Source organism: Roseateles chitinivorans (assembly GCF_002761755.1).
GTDB classification, from domain to species: domain Bacteria; phylum Pseudomonadota; class Gammaproteobacteria; order Burkholderiales; family Burkholderiaceae_C; genus Roseateles; species Roseateles chitinivorans.
The window spans coordinates 32,759-52,562 of sequence record NZ_PEOG01000027.1 but is presented as its reverse complement, the minus strand read 5'-3'; the positions used below and the strand labels follow the sequence as shown (position 1 = coordinate 52,562).

General features: G+C 70.0%; 15 protein-coding genes and 1 riboswitch. Of the genes, 7 read left to right on the top strand and 8 right to left on the bottom strand.

All coding sequences use genetic code 11. From position 1 onward, the window contains the following. Positions 1-5: 5 nt before the first annotated feature. The gene (locus CS062_RS11845; protein ID WP_099861834.1) at positions 6-440 is read left to right on the top strand and encodes a hypothetical protein; all 435 of its coding nucleotides are present in this window, start codon (positions 6-8) and stop codon (positions 438-440) included. A 36-nt stretch (positions 441-476) separates the two neighbouring features. Continuing rightward, a complete protein-coding gene (locus tag CS062_RS25795) occupies positions 477-920 on the top strand; it encodes a hypothetical protein (RefSeq protein WP_143742319.1) in 444 nt (147 codons plus the stop codon). 74 nt (positions 921-994) lie between these two features. Here the strand turns inward: CS062_RS25795 and CS062_RS11840 are convergent, their stop codons facing one another. Together CS062_RS11840 and CS062_RS11835 are read right to left on the bottom strand one after the other, a co-directional pair. After that, the gene (locus CS062_RS11840; protein WP_099861833.1) at positions 995-2,887 is read right to left on the bottom strand and encodes a TonB-dependent receptor domain-containing protein; all 1,893 of its coding nucleotides are present in this window, start codon (positions 2,885-2,887) and stop codon (positions 995-997) included. A 70-nt stretch (positions 2,888-2,957) separates the two neighbouring features. Continuing rightward, positions 2,958-3,234, bottom strand: a riboswitch (cobalamin riboswitch). A 29-nt stretch (positions 3,235-3,263) separates the two neighbouring features. Continuing rightward, positions 3,264-4,187, bottom strand: coding sequence for a LysR substrate-binding domain-containing protein (locus CS062_RS11835; RefSeq protein WP_099861832.1), 924 nt, complete (start codon positions 4,185-4,187; stop codon positions 3,264-3,266). A 96-nt stretch (positions 4,188-4,283) separates the two neighbouring features. Here CS062_RS11835 and metE point away from each other — a divergent pair, with 96 nt between their 5' ends. Next, the gene (gene metE, locus CS062_RS11830) at positions 4,284-6,689 is read left to right on the top strand and encodes a 5-methyltetrahydropteroyltriglutamate--homocysteine S-methyltransferase (protein ID WP_199174227.1); all 2,406 of its coding nucleotides are present in this window, start codon (positions 4,284-4,286) and stop codon (positions 6,687-6,689) included. Positions 6,690-6,724: 35 nt separating this feature from the next. Here the strand turns inward: metE and CS062_RS11825 are convergent, their stop codons facing one another. Next, complete coding sequence (locus tag CS062_RS11825) at positions 6,725-7,702, bottom strand: GMP reductase (protein WP_099861830.1); 978 nt, start codon at positions 7,700-7,702, stop codon at positions 6,725-6,727. Positions 7,703-7,948: 246 nt separating this feature from the next. On the opposite strand from CS062_RS11825, the gene CS062_RS11820 reads away from it, so the two are divergent. Continuing rightward, positions 7,949-9,070: a beta-ketoacyl-ACP synthase III gene (locus CS062_RS11820; protein WP_099861829.1), complete on the top strand. Its 1,122-nt coding sequence runs from the start codon at positions 7,949-7,951 to the stop codon at positions 9,068-9,070. Positions 9,071-9,128: 58 nt separating this feature from the next. On the opposite strand, the gene CS062_RS11815 is transcribed toward CS062_RS11820, so the two are convergent. From CS062_RS11815 to CS062_RS11800, 4 genes are all read right to left on the bottom strand, one after another. After that, a complete protein-coding gene (locus CS062_RS11815) occupies positions 9,129-10,145 on the bottom strand; it encodes a ribonuclease T2 family protein (protein WP_099861828.1) in 1,017 nt (338 codons plus the stop codon). A gap of 94 nt (positions 10,146-10,239) precedes the next feature. Continuing rightward, entirely contained in the window at positions 10,240-11,025 is a 786-nt protein-coding gene (locus CS062_RS11810; RefSeq protein ID WP_158238761.1) for a transporter, read from the bottom strand. A 151-nt stretch (positions 11,026-11,176) separates the two neighbouring features. After that, positions 11,177-13,642 carry a penicillin-binding protein 1A gene (locus CS062_RS11805; RefSeq protein WP_099861826.1) on the bottom strand — a complete coding sequence of 822 codons (2,466 nt, stop codon included), beginning with the start codon at positions 13,640-13,642 and terminating at the stop codon, positions 11,177-11,179. 195 nt (positions 13,643-13,837) lie between these two features. After that, on the bottom strand, positions 13,838-14,704 hold the full coding sequence (locus CS062_RS11800) for a CPBP family intramembrane glutamic endopeptidase (protein WP_099861825.1): 867 nt from the start codon (positions 14,702-14,704) through the stop codon (positions 13,838-13,840). Between the two features lie 83 nt (positions 14,705-14,787). Between CS062_RS11800 and sbcB the strand changes: the two genes are divergently transcribed. The 3 genes from sbcB to CS062_RS11785 all read left to right on the top strand — a co-directional run bounded on the left by sbcB (position 14,788) and on the right by CS062_RS11785 (position 17,761). Continuing rightward, positions 14,788-16,245, top strand: coding sequence for an exodeoxyribonuclease I (gene sbcB, locus CS062_RS11795; protein ID WP_099861824.1), 1,458 nt, complete (start codon positions 14,788-14,790; stop codon positions 16,243-16,245). Positions 16,246-16,336: 91 nt separating this feature from the next. Further along, the gene (locus tag CS062_RS11790) at positions 16,337-17,266 is read left to right on the top strand and encodes a GGDEF domain-containing protein (RefSeq protein WP_099861823.1); all 930 of its coding nucleotides are present in this window, start codon (positions 16,337-16,339) and stop codon (positions 17,264-17,266) included. A 189-nt stretch (positions 17,267-17,455) separates the two neighbouring features. Next, positions 17,456-17,761: a flagellar basal body protein gene (locus tag CS062_RS11785; RefSeq protein WP_099861822.1), complete on the top strand. Its 306-nt coding sequence runs from the start codon at positions 17,456-17,458 to the stop codon at positions 17,759-17,761. A gap of 83 nt (positions 17,762-17,844) precedes the next feature. On the opposite strand, the gene CS062_RS11780 is transcribed toward CS062_RS11785, so the two are convergent. Then, positions 17,845-19,803 carry a bifunctional 2',3'-cyclic-nucleotide 2'-phosphodiesterase/3'-nucleotidase gene (locus CS062_RS11780; RefSeq protein ID WP_199174226.1) on the bottom strand — a complete coding sequence of 653 codons (1,959 nt, stop codon included), beginning with the start codon at positions 19,801-19,803 and terminating at the stop codon, positions 17,845-17,847. Position 19,804: the final 1 nt, after the last annotated feature.

Below are 19,804 nucleotides of genomic sequence, written 5' to 3'. Positions count from 1 at the left end.
AGCTCATGACGACGACGATGAACGACGACCCAACCACCATCGAGGCACTGTCGCAGGCCCTGCGCTTCCCGCGCACGGTCTTCGGCGCGATGGCGGACGAAGGTCTCGAGGCGCGATGCGAGGACGCCGACTGGCATGAGGTGCCGCAGGAGCTTCGGCGTGTCCTGGCCCATCACCGGGCTTCGGTCGAGTACATGCTCTTGATTCTGAAACGCGCAGCGCGTTTCGTCCGACGTCATTCCCTGCGGCTGGCGGGGCCGCCCTGGCTCGACATCACCTGCGTGGACGAGGTCGCAGCCGGTGCCATCTATGTCGTGCCCCTGGACATGAGTCCGAAGAGGTCGCTCATCTGGGACGAGCGATTCCTTTCCCGACTCGCCGATCAGGACCTGCTGAAAGGGTTCTTCATGGTCAGCTTCTGCGGACGCTCCGCAGATTGAACCGATCCGGTCGATCCATGTTCCGGAGGTCTCGCCATGAGCGTGAGCGCCGAAAGTTTTCTGCAGGTTTCGCAAGCCTTGATGTCCAAGGATGGGGAGGCTTGGTGGCGTGCCTCGGCCAGTCGCGCCTATTACGCGTCCTATCACCGCTCACGCCTCTGGGAGTGGCATCTGCCCAGGCGAGGCGATGACCAAGGTCGCCTCGGCGTGCATGAGCGTCTGATCCACCGATTGTTGAACCCGGACCGCGCGTGTCCGCCGGACATGGCCAGTCGTTCACGCCGCATCGGTGAGCATCTCGCTCTGCAGCGGGCCTTGCGGGTCAAGGCCGACTACAAGATCGATCGTGATGTCACTGCGCGGATGCTCCAACGTCAGTTGGCCCTCGCCGAACTCGTCTTTACGGAGTGTGCTGGGCGGGGGCCGCGAGCCGGGTCATCGTCTCGTCGGCGCCGTCCGGCGCCCGCCGCCGAGCGCTGATGCGCGCGAGCAGCGGGTACGCCATATCGGCTGTGCGGCGTCTTCCGATGCCGCGCGAGTAGAGGCGATGGCCCTCACAACCCCTTCATGTCATACCGCACGCCGACCCAGGCCTGGCGGCCGAGGCCCTGGTAGGCGTAGACCGGCTCGACGTCGCGGTCCGCCGCGTTGAGGATCTTGGCTTCCAGGCGCCATTGCGGCAGGAAGCGCCAGGTCGCGCGCAGGTCCAGCAGCGCATAGCCGCCCAGCGTGGCGCCGGTGTCCGGGCGCTTGCCGACGTCGGTCAGCGTCGCACCGGCGCTCCACACGCCGGTGTCGTAATCGACCGAGACGCTTTCCTGATGCGCCGCGCGGCGGATCAGCCGCGCGCCGGTGTCGGTGTCCTTCGCATCGAGGAAGTCGACGTTGGCGGCAAGGTTCCAGTTGCCGATCCGGTGAGCGCCGGTCAGCGTCGCGCCGGTGAGCCGGGCCCGGCCGACGTTGGCCGCGCAGCCGAAGGCGAAGTCCGGCGCCGGCGGGCACAGCGCCGGATCCGGGTTGTAGATGATCAGGTCCTTGACCTTGTTGCGATAGACCGTCGCCGACGCGCTGCTCGCGCCGGAGCGCCAGTTCAGGCCGATCTCCGCGCTGCGACCCTGCTCGGGACGGATGTCGCGGTGGCCGTAGAACGGGAAGTCGGTGTCGTTGAAGGTCGGCGCGCGGAAGGTCTTGCCGGCCAGCGCCCGCAGCTTCAGCGTCGGGCTCAGCGCGAAGCTGCCGCCCAGGCTGCCGGTCGTGTTGTCGCCGTAGACCGAGTTGGTGTCGCGGCGCAGGTTGGCCTCCAGCGCGGCCGGACCGAACAGCCCGCTATAGCCGGCGATGTAGGCATTGTTGGTGCGCTTGAGCGTGCCGCTGGTGACGCCGTCGGCCTGCTCCTGCAGGTGCTCGTAGGCCAGCACCAGTTGCTGGTCGGGCGCCAGCCGCAGCGCGTTCTGCCAGGTCGCCTGATCGCGGGTGGTCTTGAAGCGCGTCGCATCGGCCAGGCCGCTGACCGAGTCGTCGGTGCCGCGCGCGAACTGCAGCGTCGTCGTCCAGATCGGCGAGAGGGTGCCGCGGTAGTCGAGTGCCGCCTGCCGCGTCTTCAGCCGGTTGCGGAAGTCGCCTTCCGGATGGGCGATGAACTGGTCATCGAAGGTGGCGCTGTCGTACTGCGCGTTCAGCCGGCTCTGCGTCGCGCTGATGCCGATGCGATGGCCCTGGGCCGGCGTGAAGCCCAGTCGAGCTGACGCCACCGTGCGGGTGAAGCCGTCCTTGTCCGGGTTGTAGGAACTGTTGCCGCGGTCGCCGCGGATCGCGGTCGTGCCGTCGCTGGTGTCGCGGCTGAGGCTGGCCGCGTAGTCGAAGCCGGCCTGCGCACCGCTGACCGACACGTCGCCCTGGCGCGAGCCGTATTCGCCCACGGACGCACCGGCGCGCAGGTTCAGCGGGCCCTGGCCCTGCCGGGTGACGATCTGGATGACCCCGCCGACCGCATCGGCGCCATACAGGCCGGAGGCCGGGCCGCGCAGCACCTCAATGCGCTCGATGTTGGCCAGGCTCATCGCCTCGAAGGACGCCTGGCCCAGCGTCGCGGAGCCGACGCGCACGCCGTCGATCATCACGACCGTGGCGCTGGTGTTGGCGCCCCGCAGGAAGTAGCCCGTGGTCTGGCCGGGGCCGCCGTTGGCGGCGAGCTGGAGGCCGGCGTAGCGGCGCAGCACGTCGGCGACGCTGCCCGCGCCGCTGTCGCGCAGGGTGTCGGCATCGATGAGCACGACGTCCGCGACGCTGCGGCTCAGCGGCTGGGCCTCGCGGGTGCCGATGACGATGACCGGGTCGAGCGAGGACTGCGCGATGGCGACGGACGGAACGGTGGACAGGACCGGGGCGGCGACCAGCGCGGCACGGGCGACGGCGCGCAGCGCGGCGCGGGGACGGGAGGCTTGCATGTCGGATTCACAAAGCGGCGGCAGACGGCCGCTTCCCCGCGGCCGCATGCGGAATGGACGCGTCGCCGGGCGACGGGTCCGCCTGTTGGCCGGTATCCGGGCTGTCGGAAGAACGAACCCGTGGTGCCTTCCCGGACAACCGTCCAGTGGATCCAGCCACGAGTCGCGCGCCGCTTCTGGCCCGATGCCATCGCATGTGGACGGCGTCGGCCGGGCGCGCCTTCCGCTTACCGTTGCGGGGGCAGCTCAGGTTGGGGCCGCGGCCGTGGACGGGCGGCCCTTCCTGATTCCCGTTGAACTGCGCCGGCGGAGGGCCGGGCGCGAGCACCAACGGGCGGCATCATAGCGGCGGGTCCGTGGCGCCGATGCCGCACATTCACAGCAGGCTCACGCCGCCCAGGTTCACCAGCGAGGTCTCGCGCATGATCCGCACGAAATCCGCCAGGAAGGGCTTGGCCGCCAGCTGGCCGGTGCTCACCGCGTAGAGCCGGCCGGTCAGGCCCGACGGCCCGATGCGCTGGCGCGCCACATAACCGCGCGCCAGGTAGCCCTCGACCGCCCACAGCGGCAGCGCCGCGAAGCCGCGACCGCTGGCCACCAGTTGCAGCATCGCCACCGTCAACTCGCTGGTGCGGCGTGGCGGCGTCACGCCGGCCGGCTTCAGCACGCTGCGCACCAGGTCCAGCATCTCGTCGGGCACTGGGTAATGGATGTAGGCCTGCCCGGCGAAGTCCTCCGCCTCCAGCCAGGGCTTGGCCAGCAGCGGATGTCCCTTCGGGAGCAGTGCCACGATCTCGAAGCTGAACAGCGGATGCACCGCGACGCCCGCTTCCTCCGCATCCACGTCCGAGACGATCGCCAGTTCGGCGCGGTCCTGGTGCAGCAGCCCGACCGGATCGGCCTGGAAGCCCGACACGATGTCGAGCTCGACCTCCGGCCAGCGCTCCCGGAAGGCATCCATCGCCGGCATCAGCCAGTCGAAGCAGGTGTGGCACTCGACGGCGATCCGCAGTTGTCCGGCCGATCCCTCGACCAGCCGGCGCACGTCGCGGTCCGCCTCGTCGATCTGCGGCAGGATCAGCTCGGCGAGCTGGAGCAGCCGCTGCCCGGCCACGCCGAAGCTCAGCGGCGAGGACTTGCGCTCGAAGAGTTCGGCGCCGTAATGGTCCTCCAGCCCCTTGAGCTGGTGCGACAGGGCCGACTGCGTGAGGTTGAGCAGTTGGGCGGCGCGCGAGAGGTTACCGGCCTCCCGCAGGGCCAGCAGGGTGCGCAGGTGACGCAGTTCCAAAGGCGTGTACATGAATCGGTTTAATGACAAAGCCGAAAAACTTTCGTTTGAATCATAGATGGGAGAAGGCGAACATGCCGAATCCCATTCAATTTCGACGAGAACATCATGATTCGGACTCATGTGCTGGGCTTTCCCCGCATTGGCGCCAACCGCGAGCTGAAGTTCGCCCTGGAACGCCATTGGCGCGGTGAGATCGACGAGGCGGCGCTTCAGGCGGTGGCTGCGGAATTGCGAACGCGCCATTGGCGTCTGCAGGTCGGCGCCGGGCTCGATCACGTCACCGTCGGCGACTTCGCGCTCTACGACCAGGTCGCCGACCTGATCCAGCTCTTCGGCTGTGAGCCGGCACGCTTCGGCTTCACCGGCGAGGAATCGCCGCTGCGACGCTACTTCGCCATGGCGCGCGGCGTGGCGGTGCATGCGCATGGGCCCGGTTGCGGCTGTGGCGCCGCGGCGGATGGCGGCAAGGCGGACGGCACGCGCGAAGGCGCCCCGGCGCTGGAGATGACCAAGTGGTTCGACACGAACTACCACTACCTGGTCCCCGAGTTCGACAGCGCCACCGCCTTCAGCCTGCACGCCGACCGGTTGCTGGCCGAGGTCGACGAGGCGATCGCGCTCCCGGCGAGCCCGAAGGCGGCCTTGCTCGGGCCGGTGAGCTTCCTGTTCCTGGGCAAGAGCAAGGAGGAGGGCTTCGATCGCCTCGCGCTGCTGGACCGCCTGCTGCCGGTGTACGAGCAACTGCTGGTGAAGCTCGCCGCACGCGGCGTGACCTGGGTGCAGCTCGATGAACCCGTCCTCGGGCTGGACCTGCCGCCGGCATGGCAGGACGCGCTGCGCCGTGCTTATGCCCGGCTGGGCCAGGTCGACCAGCAGGTGCTGCTGGCGAGCTACTTCTCGCCGCTGGCGGGGAACCTGGCGCTCGCCTGTGAGCTGCCGGTGGCCGGACTGCATGTGGACGCGGTGCGTGCCGCCGACGAACTGCTCGATGTCGCGCGGACGCTGCCGCTGGGTCGGGAGTTGTCGGTCGGCATCGTCGACGGCCGCAATGTCTGGCGCGCCGACCTGGACGCGGCGCTCGCGACCTTGCGCGAGGTCCGCGAGCTGCGCGGCGGACGGCTGTGGCTGGCGGCCTCCTGCTCGCTGCTGCATGTGCCGATGAGCTTGCGCGACGACCCGGTGGTCGAAGCCGATGTGCGGCCCTGGCTGGCGGGTGCGGTCGAGAAGCTGGAGGAGCTGCGCGTGCTCAAGCGCGCGCTGTGGGGCGACGAGGCGGCGGTGGCCGATGCCCTGGTCGAGGCGCGCCAGGCGCGCGCTGCGCGAGCGGCGAGTCCGCGGGTGCGCCGGCTCGACATCGCCCGTCGCGTCGCGGCCTTGCCCGCGGATGCCGACCGGCGCGCTTCCGCGTTCCCGCGGCGTCAGGCCGCGCAGCGTGAGCGGTTGCGGCTGCCGGCCTTCCCGACGACGACGATCGGCTCCTTCCCGCAGACGCCCGCGATCCGCGCGGCACGCGCGGCATTCAAGCGCGGCGAGCTGGATGCCGAGACCTACCGCGCCGCGATGCGCGACGAGATCGAGCAGGCGGTGCGGCGTCAGGAGGTCTTGGGACTGGATGTGCTGGTGCACGGGGAGGCGGAGCGCAACGACATGGTCGAGTACTTCGGCGAGCAGCTCGACGGTTTCGCGTTCACCGCCAACGGCTGGGTGCAGTCCTATGGCTCGCGCTGCGTGAAGCCGCCGGTGCTGTTCGGCGATGTCGCGCGGCCGGCGCCGATGACGGTCGAGTGGACCCGCTTCGCGCAGGGCCTGACCGATCGGCCGATGAAGGGCATGCTCACCGGGCCGATCACGATCCTGCAATGGTCCTTCGTGCGCGACGACCAGCCGCGCGCCGACACCGCGCTGCAGATCGCGCTGGCGATCCGGGACGAGGTCGCCGACCTGGAGGCCGCCGGCATCGCCATCATCCAGATCGACGAGCCGGCGATCCGCGAAGGATTGCCGCTGCGCCAGGCGGAGCGTGCGGACTACCTCGCGTGGGCGACGCGGGCCTTCCGCGTCGCCGCCTCATCGGTCGGCGATGCGACGCAGATCCACACGCACATGTGCTATTCGGAGTTCAACGACATCCTCCCGGAGATCGCCGCGATGGATGCCGATGTCATCACCATCGAGACCAGCCGCTCGGACATGGAGCTGCTGCGCGGTTTCGGCGGTGAGGGGGGCGGCTTCCACTATCCCAACGAGATCGGCCCCGGCGTCTACGACATCCACTCGCCCCGCGTGCCGGGGAGCGACGAGATGCTGCGCCTGCTGCGCAAGGCCGCGACCGTCATTCCGGCGCGGCAGCTGTGGGTCAATCCGGACTGCGGGCTGAAGACACGGGCCTGGCCGGAGACCGAGGCGGCGCTGCGGCACATGGTGGCCGCGGCACAGGTGCTGCGGGCGGAGCTCGGCCGGGGATCGCCCCGGGCCACCGGCGCCGCTGAAAGCGGCGCGATCGCCGGCTGAAGGACCGCGCGCCGTCGGGCGCGCGGCGGGCGGCTTCACATGAACAGGTGCTCGCCGGCGTTCTCGCCGCCCAGGACCACGTAGTTCACCTTGCGCAGGTCGCCGAGGGCGCGGCCGCCGGCGTAGGAGATCGAGCTCTGCAGGTCCTCCTGCATCTCGCGCAGCGTGTCGCCGAGCTTGCCCTTCACCGGCTCGAGGATGCGCTTGCCCTCCACATGCTTGTACTCGCCCTTGTTGAAGTCGGACGCGGAGCCGTAGTACTCCTTGTAGCGCTTGCCGTCGACCTCGACGGTGTTGCCCGGCGACTCCTCATGGCCGGCGAAGAGCGAGCCGATCATCACCATCGCCGCGCCGAAGCGCACGCTCTTGGCGATGTCGCCGTGATGGCGGATGCCGCCGTCGGCAATGATGGGCTTGGTCGCGACCCGGGCGCACCACTTCAGCGCCGACAGCTGCCAGCCGCCGGTGCCGAAGCCGGTCTTGAGCCGCGTGATGCAGACCTTGCCCGGGCCGATGCCGACCTTGGTCGCGTCCGCGCCCCAATTCTCGAGGTCGATCACGCCCTCGGGCGTGCCCACGTTGCCGGCGATGACGAAGGTGTCGGGCAGCCGGTGCTTGATGTGGGCGATCATCCGCTGCACCGCGTCGGCGTGGCCGTGGGCGATGTCGATGGTGATGTAGTCGGCGCCCAGGCCTTCGGCCGCGAGGCGGTCGACGAGGGTGTAGTCGGCGTCCTTGACGCCGGCGCTGAGGGAGACCAGCAGGCCCTTGTCCCGCATCGTGCGGGCGAAGGCGACCGCGTCCAGGTCGAAGCGGTGCATCACGTAGAAGTAGCCGTTGGCGGCCAGCCATTCGGTGATGGGCTCGTCCACGACCGTCTTCATGTTGGCCGGCACCACCGGCAGCTTGAAGCGGCGGGGTCCGAAGTCGACGGCGGTGTCGCACTCGCTGCGGCTGGTCACGCGGCACTTGCGGGGCAGCAGCAGGATGTTGTCGTAGTCAAAGATTTCCATGGTCCAAAGTCGCAATGTCGGGCTGCGTTGATGCAGTGCATGCCCTGGGCTGCGAGCGCTTGACTTGGGACCCGGCCAAAAAAAAACCGGGTCCCAAAATTTGGGCCCGGTGGCTCATTCTACGCATGCCGGCGGCAGTTCGCGCCGCGTTGCGGTGCAGCATGCACGGATCGGGGGCTTTTGAGCGCAGTTCGCTAAACTTCGCCCCTTGGCCCCGCAACGGGGCGACCTCAGAAGACCCGCCCCATGCATTCCGTCGTCATCAGCGGCACCGGCCTGTACCAGCCGCCGCACGTCATCACCAACGCCGAGCTGGTGGATGCCTTCAACCGCTACGTGGACCTGCAGAACGCCGAGCACGCCGAGGCCATCGCCGCCGGCACGCTCGAGCCGCTGGTGCATTCGAGCGTCGAGTTCATCGAGAAGGCCTCCGGCATCAAGCAGCGCTATGTGATCGAGAAGGAAGGCGTGCTGGACCCGACGCGCATGTACCCGCGCTTCCAGGAGCGCGCCGACGACCAGCTGTCGCTGATGGCCGAGATCGCCGTCGACGCCGCCCGCAAGGCGCTGGCCGCGGCGGGCCGCCAGCCGGAGGACGTCGACGCGGTCTTCTGCTCGGCCGCCAACATGCAGCGGGCGTATCCGGCGATGGCGGTGGAGATCCAGCAGGCGCTGGGCGCGGGCGGCTACGGCTTTGACATGAACGTGGCCTGCTCGTCGGCCACCTTCGCGCTGGAGCAGGCCTACAACGCGGTGCGCTCGGGCGCGTCGAAGTGCGTGCTGATCGTGAATCCGGAGATCACCTCGGCCCACCTGGAATGGAAGGACCGCGACTGCCACTTCATCTTCGGCGACGTGTGCACGGCGATCGTGGTCGAGCGCGCCGACCTGGCGGTGGCGCCGGAACAGTGGGAGATCCTGGGCACCAAGCTGGCGACGCAGTTCTCCAACAACATCCGCAACAACTTCGGCTTCATGAACAAGGCCGAGGACAGCGATCCCGAGGCGCGCGACAAGACCTTCCGCCAGGAGGGTCGCAAGGTCTTCAAGGAAGTGGTGCCGATCGCCGCGGCCCACATCGAGAGCCACCTGGCGGCGCTGCACATCCAGCCGACCGACGTCAGCCGCTACTGGCTGCACCAGGCCAACCTGGGCATGAACCAGCTGGTGATCAAGAAGCTGGTCGGCGGCGAGGCCGGCGCGGACATCGCGCCGCTGATCCTGGACACCTATGCCAACACCGCCTCGGCCGGCTCGGTGATCGCCTTCCACGAACATCGCGCCAACCTGAAGCAGGGCGACCTGGGCGTGATCTGCTCGTTCGGCGCGGGGTACTCGGTCGGCAGCGTGGTCGTCAGGAAGCGCTGAGACCGCACCGGCGCGACGCCGGACGGGGCTGCATCGACGGCCGCGGCGACCCGCATGCTCAGCGCCCGCTCGCCTCGATCCGGATCTCGTCCCCGCGGCAGGTGCCGCCGCCGCTGCCGCCGGGCTGGTCGCCCATCAGGTCCTTGAGCGAGCCGCCAGCGCGATAGTCCCGCGGCAGCTTCACCTGGATCTCCGTCAGGTATTGCCCCGAGCACATCAGCTTCACGCTGTCCCGATACGCGTCGCTGCCGGTCTCGGCCTTCAGCTTGTCGTAGAACGTGCGCCGCGAGATCGATCCGCCGATGTTCTGACGGATGTACTGCCCGACGCCCGAATCGTTGAACTGCTTCACCAGATCCACCGCCCGGCGGAAGTACGCGTCCGGATTCATCGCCTGGCAGGTGCCGTGCTTGCGCCATTCATGCTCGCCGAAGTCCTTCTCGTACAGGAAGTTCGGCATCCACGGCCCGATGTAGGCGATCGTCTCCTTCGACAGCGTCATCGGCGCGGCGCTGCAGTTGCCGTAGCTGATGCCGCACTGCTGGCGGTTGGGCCACAACCCGTGCAGCGTCAGGTTGCTGACCTTGAGCTTGCCGCTCTCCATCGCCTCGCATTCCGGCTTGCCGCGCTTGCCGCCTGCCGTCCATTCGCAAAAGCCGGGCTGCCACGACATCGCCAGCACGAAGCTGTCGTACTCGTTGGCCGTGGCGCACATGCCGCCGCGGCCCGACATCGACGGCCCGTCGCCCGGCGCGCGGTCGGACCGCGCTGGCGTCGGGGTCGCGGCGCCGCCGCCCGCGCTGCCGCAGTCGTTCTGCACCCAGCGTTCCGGCGGACGCGCGCCCGGCACCTGCACGCGGGTCCAGCCGGCGTCGTGCGTCTCCAGGATCGCGTAGCCGGTCCCTGGTGACAGCTTCGCGCCGTCGGGATTCGTGCCCTTGCGGAAGGACTGCAGCGCCTCGCAGGAGCGTGCAGCGGTGAAGGTGCCGCTGGCCGGGGCCGCCCAGGCGGCGGGCAGGGCGGTCAGCGCGGCGAGCGCGCCGGCAAGGGCGAGGGAGCGGAGGGGGAGCAGCATGAAGAAGACACAGCGGCTGAAGAACAGCCGGCTTTGTACGACATCCCGCCGGCGCCGGGAATCATCCAGCGAGGGGAGGCGCGCGCTGTGTGGCTCAGAAGCCGATCGACACGCCCAGGCCCAGCACCCAGTCCGGCGTCTGCTTCGTCAGGCCGCGGTTGACCGACGCATCGAGCTGCACGCGGCGGTCGACCAGCCAGGTGACACCGGTGCCGGCCGAGATGCTGCGGCCGCCGTTGCGGGTCGACGCGAGCTGGTCGCCAGCGACCTCGACATAGCCCTTCCAGCGCTCGGCGATCGGCCAGCCCAGCGACGCGCCGAGGATGCCGCCCACGAAGTGCCGGCCATCGTCGCGGCTGTCGCGATAAAGCCCGCCGATGAGCCCCGCCGACCAGTCGCGCGGCAGGTCCCATTCCGCCGTCAGCCGCAGCGACGGGCGCAAACCCTGACCCCGGAAGGTCGCCGAGCCGCTGTCCATGTCCAGGTGCAGCAGCCAGGCCAGGCCAGGCTTGCCGCGCTCGCCGTCGCTGTCCTGCAGGTGCCACTTCACGCCGAGCGCCGTGTCGGCCCAGCCGCTCGCGCGCGTCGTGCCGTCGGCGCCCGTCGCGCGCAGGCGCTGGTAGCCGTCGGTCTCGACGCGGAACTCCCAGTCCTCGGCGAAACCGAAGCGCAGCAGCGTCGGCGTGGACCACAGCCGGCTGCGCACGCCGTCGCTCCGGTCGCGCTGGTAGCCGATCCCGGTCTCCAGCAGCGCACGGCCCTGGCCGACGGTGCTGCTCGATTCGACGATGCCGGGCTGGTCGGGTTCGATGGCGTCGGCATCGGTGTCCGCGGCCCGGGCCGGGACCGCCGACACGGCAAGCGCGAGCGTCGCCAGCATGCCCGCGAGGCCCCCGGGTCGTTTCAGGAACCGGCCCGGAGCGGGCTTCAACGATGGGCACATGCGAGGACTCCTCCGCTGCTGATTCCTGCCCGGTGATCCGTCCGGGTGCCGGCCTCGTCGCCGCCGCGGCGGCCTGCGGTGGAGGGCCTCACTGTCCGCCGCTGCGCTCGCCGCCCATCCACCAGGACGGCGGTACGCCGGATGCGCCGGGCGCTCCCGGGAAGGCGCCGGAGGCCGCATCGGACGCCGGCAGGGGCGGCGGCATCGGTCCGATGGTCTTCAGCCCGGCGTCGCCGGCGAACTCGCTGTACACCCAGTCGGGTCCATACGGCCCTTCCTCCTGCACCAGGCCGCCGTCCTTGGGCGGCTCGATCTCCGACGGCTTGACGTCCCGCAGCGCCACGGCCATGTAGTCGATCCACGCCGGCAGCGCGATGCCGCCGCCGGTCTCGCTGGCGCCCAGGCTGCGCGGCTGGTCGTAGCCGATCCAGACGACCGTCGCCACACGGCGCTGGAAGCCGGCGAACCAGGCATCCACCGCGTCATTGGTCGTGCCGGTCTTGCCATACAGGTCGTAGCGCTTGAGCGACTGGCTGGCGCGGTAGGCCGTGCCGCGGATCGCCACCTCGCGCAGCAGCGAGCCGGTGATGAACGCATTGCGCTCGCTGATCGCGCGGCGCTCGTCGGTGAGCTTTTCCGGTTCGGCCTCGAACAGCACCTGGTTCTGCGCGTCGACGATCTTTGTCACCAGCAGCGGCTTGAGCAGGTAGCCGCCGTTGGCAAAGACCGAATACGCACTGGCCATCTGCAGCGGGGTCACCGAGCCCGACCCCAGCGCCAGCGTCAGGTTCTCCGGCTGCTTGTCGAGGTCCAGGCCGAACTTGCCGGCCCAGGCGCGGCCGCGGGCCGGGGTCAGTTGCTCCAGCACCCGGATCGTGACCATGTTCTTGGACTTCGCCAGGGCCTGGCGCAGCGTCATCGGGCCATCGAAGTTGCCGTCCGAGTTGCGCGGACTCCAGTCGCCCACCGAGATCGGCGCGTCGTCGACCAGGGTCGCCGGGCTGGCGCCGTTCTCCATCGCCGCCGAGTAGATGAAGGGCTTGAAGCTGGAACCCGGCTGGCGCCAGGCCTGTGTCGCGTGGTTGAACTGGTTGCGGTTGAAGTCGAAGCCGCCCACCAGCGCCAGGATCTTGCCGCTGTCGGGCTCGACCGAGACCAGCGCGCCCTCGGCTTCAGGCGACTGCGTCACCGCCCAGGCGCCCTTGGGGAACTCCTTGGTCGGGTTGCCGCGCAGCACCCGGACGATGGCGCCGCGATGGATGCGCAACTCGGGCTTGGCCTTGGCCGACAGCGCCGACTGCACCGAGCGCAGGCCGTCGCCCTTGATCTCGATGTCCTCGCCGTCGGCCAGCGTCGCCTGGATCCGGTTGGACGCGACCTGCGTCACCACCGCGGCGCGCAGGTCGTCGTTGTCGGGATGCTCGTTGAGCGCCTGCGCGATCGCGGTGTCCTGGTCCTGCGCGTCCATGCCCTCGGGCAGGTCGACCTCGCCCTCCGGACCGCGCCAGGCCTTGCGGCGCTCGTAGTCCATCAGCGTGCGGCGCAGCGCCTTGTACGCGGCGACCTGGTCGTCCATGCGTAGCGTCGTCGTCACCCGCAGGCCGCGGCTGTAGGCCTCGTCGCCGTACTGGGCATGGACCACCTGCCGCACCATCTCCGCGGCGTACTGGCCATAGGGCAGCCGCTGCTCCTGCGCGCTGCGCAGCTTGACCGGCTCGTCGCGCGCCTCCTGCGCCTGCTCTGGCGTGATCATCCCGACGTCCACCATCCGCTGCAGCACCACCGCCTGGCGACGCTGCGCGCGCGGCAGGTTCATGATCGGATTCGCGTAATAGGGGTTCTGCGGCAGGCCCGCCAGCATCGCGGTCTCGCCGATCGACAGTTCCTTCAGCGGCTTGCCGTAGTACGCGTGGGCCGCCGCCTCGAAGCCGTAGGCCCGCTGACCCAGGTAGATCTGGTTCATGTAGACCTCGAGGATCTTGTCCTTGGACAGCTGGCTCTCGATCTTGAAGGCCAGCAGGATCTCGACGAACTTGCGGGTGTAGAGCTTCTTCTTGGTCAGGTACAGGTCGCGCGCCAGCTGCTGGGTGATGGTCGAGGCGCCCTGGCTGCGGGACGAGAACAGGTTGGCCAGCGCCGCCCGGAAGATGCCGGTGAACGAGACGCCCTGGTGCTCGTAGAAGCTGGCGTCCTCGACCGCCAGCAGCGCCTGCTGCATCTGCTTGGGAATGCGGTCCAGCGGCAGATAGCTGCGGCGCTCGGCGCCGAATTCGGCCAGCAGCTGGCCGTCCTCGGTGTAGACCCGCAACGGCTGCTTGGGGTTGTAGTCGGTCAGCCGGTCCAGGTCGGGCAGGCCCGGCCACACGACCGCCGCCGCGCCCGCGAGCAGCAGGGCCAAGGCCAGCACGCTGGCGCCCGACCACACGGCGATGCGCTTCCACGCCGGGAGCGTGCGCAGCGAGGCCCGCATCGGCGCGGTGCGGCGCCACAGCGCCTGGAAGAAACCGGCCACGGCGGTGGCGAGGGTGCGAGCGAATTGAGCGAGCTGCTGCATGCGGGGCGCACGAGTTCAGGTCGGCGGATTATCGTCAGACAAGCTGGCCTGTCCCGGCCAGCATGCCGACGGCAACAATCCGTACACGGGAGACACACGAACCGCCTACGGCACCCCGCCGGCGGTGGCCCTGGACCGGCTTGCGGCAGGCGCCATGCCCGCGCAACCGCCGCACCCCGGGGCGTCCATCCGGCGTCAGCCGATGCGCAGGTCCAGCGTCAGGAACACCAGCGCGTTGAGCGCGAAATGCAGGCCGATGGCGACCTCGATGCGGGCGCTCAGCGCATAGGCCAAGCCGTAGCCGAGCCCGGCCAGCATCGCCAACCCGACGTAAAGCGGCCCGCCGGCCGCGTGCGCCATGCCGAAGAGCACCGCCGCCAGCAGCACCGGCAGCCAGCCGTTGACGGTCCGCAGGTCGGTGCCCAGGCGCCGCGCCAGCAGTCCCTGGATCACGCCGCGGAAGGCGGCTTCCTCGGCGACGCAGGTCAGGAAGAGGTTGGACGCCAGGAACAGCCCGGCGTTGTCCGGCCAGCGCAGCGTGGGGCGCCCGAGGCCGCCGACCACCGCCAGCAGCCAGGGCAGTGCCAGCGTCGCGGCGACCGTTGCCCAGAGCGCGGCGGACGGCAGGCCGGGGGCGGGGGCCAATGAGAGGCCCTCGGCGCGGCGCCGCTGCTGCGAAGCCAGCACCACCAGCATCAGCATCCCGGCCACGCCCTTGTCGAAGTTCAGATGACGCAACGTCGGCGGCCGCGCGTCGGAGGCCGCCACCAGGTAGGTCGGATTCAGGAAGCCCGGCAGCAGATGCAGCGCCAGCGCCAGGCCGACGACCAGCATCAGTGCCATCAGCACCGCCTCGCGCCGTGGCCGGTGACGCGCGGCGATCGCCATCCAGGCCAGTGCCGCCATCGCGGCCACCGGCACGAGGGCGGCGACCGTCAGCTGACCATGGATCTGTCCGGCGGTGACCGCCATGATCAGTAGGGACAACCAGGGCCACGGCGCCCGGACCGGCAGCAGCGCGGCGACGATCGACAAGCACAGGAGCAGGTGACTGAGCGGCATCTTCGGAGGGATAGGCGTCAGGTTGGCGGAAGGACCGCGCGGGGCGCCGAAGTATCCATGAGGCTGAGGTATCGTGCCGCCCCATGCATGAGATGACTTTCTACTGGCACGACTACGAGACCTTCGGGCGCGTGCCGCGCCGCGATCGCCCGGCCCAGTTCGCCGGCATCCGCACCGATGCCGAGCTGAACGAGATCGGCGAGCCGCTGATGGTCTATTGCCAGCCGCCCACCGACACGCTGCCCGATCCCGAGTCCTGCCTGCTGACCGGCATCCTGCCGCAGACCTGCGCCGAGCAGGGCCTGCCCGAGCACCGTTTCGCCGCCGCCATCCATGCCGAGCTGTCGCGCCCGGGCACGGTGGGCCTGGGCTACAACACCATCCGCTTCGACGACGAGGTCACCCGCTTCCTCTTTTGGCGCAACCTGATCGATCCCTATGGCCGCGAGTGGCAGAACGACTGCGGTCGCTGGGACCTGCTGGACGTCGTGCGCTGCGCTTATGCGCTGCGGCCCGAGGGCATCCAGTGGCCGAGGCACGAGGACGGCCGGCCGTCCTTCAAGCTGGAGCACCTGACCGCCGCCAACGGCCTGGCCCACGAGGCGGCGCACGACGCGCTGTCCGACGTGCGCGCCACCATCGCGCTGGCCCGACGGGTCCGGCAGGCGCAGCCGCGGCTGTGGGACTTCTGCCTGAAGCTGCGCCGCAAGGACGCCGTCTGGGCCGAGATCGGCACGAACCGGCCCTTCCTGCATGTGTCGGGCATGTATGGCCCGGACCGGGGCTGCATCGCCCTGGTGTGGCCGCTGGCGCCGCATCCGACCAACAAGAACGAACTGATCGTCTGGGACCTGGCCAGCGATCCGGCGGAGCTGCTCGGGCTGGACGCCGAGGCGATCCGGCTGCGCCTCTACACCAAGCAGGATGAGCTGCCTGACGGCGTGACGCGGCTGCCGATCAAGACCATCCATCTGAACAAGTCGCCGATCGTGATCTCGGCGCTCAAGATCCTGTCGCCGGAGATGGCCGCGCGCTGGGGCCTGGACATCGCCCGGGGCCTGGCGCACGCGGACACGCTGGCCACCCGCGGCGGGGAACTGGCCCAGGTCTGGTCGCGGGTGTTCCAGCGCCCGACCGGCGAGGGCGGCGTCGATGTCGACGAGGACCTGTACGGCGGCTTCGTCTCCAACGACGACCGGCGTGCGCTCGAGCGGCTGCGAGGGCTGTCGCCCGAGGCGCTGGCCGATCGCGTCGCGCAGGGCAAGGTCGCGTTCGAGGACGGGCGGCTGGAGGAGCTCCTGTTCCGCTACCGCGCCCGCAACTTCCCGGACAGCCTGAGCGGCGACGAGGTGGCACGCTGGGAGCACCACCGCGCCGCGCGGCTGCACGCGGGCGAGGGCGGGGCGCAGACGCTGGAAGCCTTCTTCGAGCGCATCGACACGCTGGCCCAGGCGGCGGAGGAGTCGGAAGACGAACGCGCCGGGGACATCCTGTCGGCCCTGTACGACTGGGCGGAACAGATCGCACCGCCGCCGCCCTGAGGCAGCCGTCCGGGCGCCGGAACGGGGGCCTGTCCGGGGTTCCCAGGCCTGATCAAAACAGGTACACCTTCGCCATACGCCAGGAGACGACATGCAATCCCAACACGACGCCGCCGACCCGATCGCCGCCCGCATGCGGGCGCTGCTGGTGCGGGCGCCGCTGGCCGTGGCCTTCGTGGCCGCCGGCCGTTTCGAGGTGGTCAGCGAGCATTTCAACCACCTGTTCGGACATGGGGACGACACCGACCTGAGCGGCACCGACCAGCGCGGCTCGGTCGTGTCCGATGCCGCCCACCAGGCGCTGCAAACCCGCATGGGCACCGCCTTCGGCGGCGGGCGGCCGCTGGACGAGGAGGTCGAGTTCGTCCGCCGCGACGGTTCGCGCTTCTGGGGCCGGCTCCAGGCCACCCCGGTGCACTGGGAGCAACCCGCCGGCGAGGCGATGTGGATCGTCGAGGACGTCACCGCCGCCCGTCAGCAGCGGCTGCAGCCGACCTGGTCCGCCAAGCACGACGAGGTGACCGAGCTCGCCAACCGCCGGGAGATGGAGCGCCGCCTGGCCGAGCATGTCGGCAGCCGCCGCCATGAACCGGTGTCGGTGCTGTTCGTCGACATCGACCGCTTCACCGAGGTCATCCAGGGCATGGGCGCCGAAGTCGCCGACCATTTCCTGTACGGCCTGGGCCAGATGCTGATCACCAAGGTGCGGGCGTCCGACACCGTCGCGCGGCTGGAGAACGATCATTTCGTGGTGCTGCTGCCCGATTGCGACCAGCATTACGCCCAGATCGTGGCCGAGAAGATCCGCTCGTCCATCGCCAGCTTCCGGCTGCGCTGGGGCCTGCACCGCGCCCGGGTGAAGGCCAGCCTGGGCGTCGTGCAGCTGCAGCCCTCGCTGGACACCGTCGACGCGGTGCTGGGCGCCGGCCAACTGGCCTGCACCGAGGCCAAGGCCTCCGGCGGCGACTCGGTCCGGGTGTTCATCTCGAGCGGGAGCTTCGAGGAACTGGCGGGCGCCTGAGGCCCCGACCCCTCGGCGGCGCCCCGGTGATCCGGGCGCTTTGGGTCATTTGGGTGATTTGGGCGAATAGCGGATCGACGATCCAAAGAAATGGCGGGGAAAGCCATTTCTTTTCTAAAGATCCTCCGGAATCTGCCGATGACGGCGACATGCCCGTGCGCTTGAGGCCGGGTCACTGGAAAGAAACCCATGTCCACCGTCAGCCTGTCGACCGCCTTGTCCGGGATGTCCGCCGCCAATGAACGGCTGCGGGCGTCCGCGAACAACATCGCCAATGTCGCGACGCCGGGCTATCGCCGCGAGCGCATCGAGGCCGAGACCGCCGCCGACGGCAATGGCGTGACGACCCGGGTCGAAAAGCTGCCCGCCCCGGGCGAGGACCTGGCGACGGACATCGTCGAGCAGAAGTCGGCCACGTACGCGTACGTGGCCAACCTGCGCGTCTTGCAGACGCAGATCCGGGCGGAAGGCGCGCTGCTGGACATCCATGTCTGAGCCAGGTGCCTGAGCCATGAACAACGGCCGCGTCGAGCGGCCGTTGTCGTTTCCGGAGCGCCCTGCGGCGGGCGCGAAGCCGATCAGGGCGCGAGCTCGAACAGCGACGAGCCGTCCCCGTTGTCCTTCACCTGACGTACCTGCGGCGTCTCCTTCAGGTGGGCGATGGCCCCGTTGCCCGAGACGAACTGCATCGCCACGCCGGGCACCGGCCGGATCCGCCAGGACGGCGCCGCCACCGCCGCGCTCAGCGAGGGCTGCGCGGCCAGGAAATGGGCGACCGCCTCGCGGGTCTCGTCCGGGGCGTCGACGACGACCTTGTCGGCGGCCAATGCCGGGAAGTGGCCGCCGCCGTAGGCGCGGTAGTTGTTCGTCACGACCAGGAAGTCGGCCCGCTCGTCCAGCGGCTGGCCGCGCCAGGTCAGGTTGACGACGCGGCGCCCCTCGCCCTGGCGCTGGCCGTCCTTGTCGAAGCGCGCCGGCTGGGTCAGGTCCAGTTCGTAACGCAGCGCGTCGTCCTGGCCGAGCATCATGTCGAAGTTGAAGCTCGGATAGCCGGTGTCGACGACCTCCTGCCGCGCCGGCCCCTGCGGGTCGATGCGGCGGAACTGGCCGGCGGACATCTCCAGCCAGTCCCGCACCTGGGCGCCGGTGAGCTTCACCACCTTGATCGTGTTCGGGTAGACATACAGGTCGGCGACATGCTTGATCGCGACCGGGCCGGCTGGGATGTCGGTGTACTGCGTCCAGCCCTGGCGGCCGCCGGACTTGAACGGCGCCGCGGCGCTGAGCATCGGCAGCTTCTCCAGCGCCGTGCCCTGGACGGCCTTGCGGGCATAGGCCAGCTGCGCCTGCGCGACCAGCCGCACCGCGCTGCCGTCCAGCACCTGCGAGAAGTAGCTGTGGATCGGCCGGTCGGCGACGGCGACCTGGCTGCGGACGTAGTCCAGCGTCGCCTGGTGCTCCCGGGCGATGACGACCGCCGGCATCGGGTCGGCGTCCGCCAGGGACCGGCGCGTGGCGCGATCGAAGATCGGGCGCAGGCTGGACTGGCTGTCGGCCACCCGCCAGCGGGCGCCGGCGGCGGCCTGGCCGGTGGACCGCAGCGTCAGGTCGACGATGCCCAGGTGGTCGCCCCAGCGGCCCGGCATCACCGCCGGCGTGCCGTACAGCCGGCCTTTGGCCAGGTCCACGCCGGGGTAACCGGCAAAGCCCGGGCCGGGGAACTCGGTATGCGCATGGCCCAGCAGCAGCACATCCACGCCCTTCACGCGGGCGAGCTGGGCGGCCATGTTCTCGGACAGCCGCGGCAGCTCGGTCTTGTCGATGCCGGTGTGGGCAATGACGACCACCAGGTCGGCGCCGCGCCGGCGCAGCGCGCTCACCTGCTCGGTGGCGGCCTCGACCATGTCGCGCACCTGCACCTTGCCGGCCAGGTGCTGGCGGTCCCATTCCAGGATCTGCGGCGGCGTGACGCCGACCACGCCGATCTTGAGCGCATGGGTCTGGCCCGCCTCGTCGCGCATCTCGCGCTCGAGCATCACGCTGGGCGTGAAGGCGTGGTGGCGCCCATCGGCCTCCATCACGTTGGCGTTCAGAGACGGGAAGGCGGCGCCGGCGATGGCCTGGCGCAGGAAGGGCAGGCCGTAGTTGAACTCGTGGTTGCCGAGGTTGGCGGCATCCACGTCCAGCAGGTTCAGGACCTTGTAGGCCGGATGGACCTGGTCGGGCGCGAGCGGCCGGACCCGGGCCACGACATCGCCCAGCGGATTGCCCTGGAGCAGGTCGCCGTTGTCGAAGAGCAGGCTGTTGGGCGCCTCGGCGCGGGCGCGATGGATCAGGGTGATCGTGCGGGCCAGGCCGAACTCCTGGACCGGGCGGTCCTGGTAGTAGTCGTAGCTCAGCAGGTTCATATGGATGTCGCTGGTCTCCAGCACGCGGAGCCGGAGCTCCGCGGCCGACAGCGGCATCGACACGACCGACAGGGCCGAGGCGGCGACCAGGCCCAGCGCCGCGAGGGCGCGCATCGTGCGCGTGCGCATG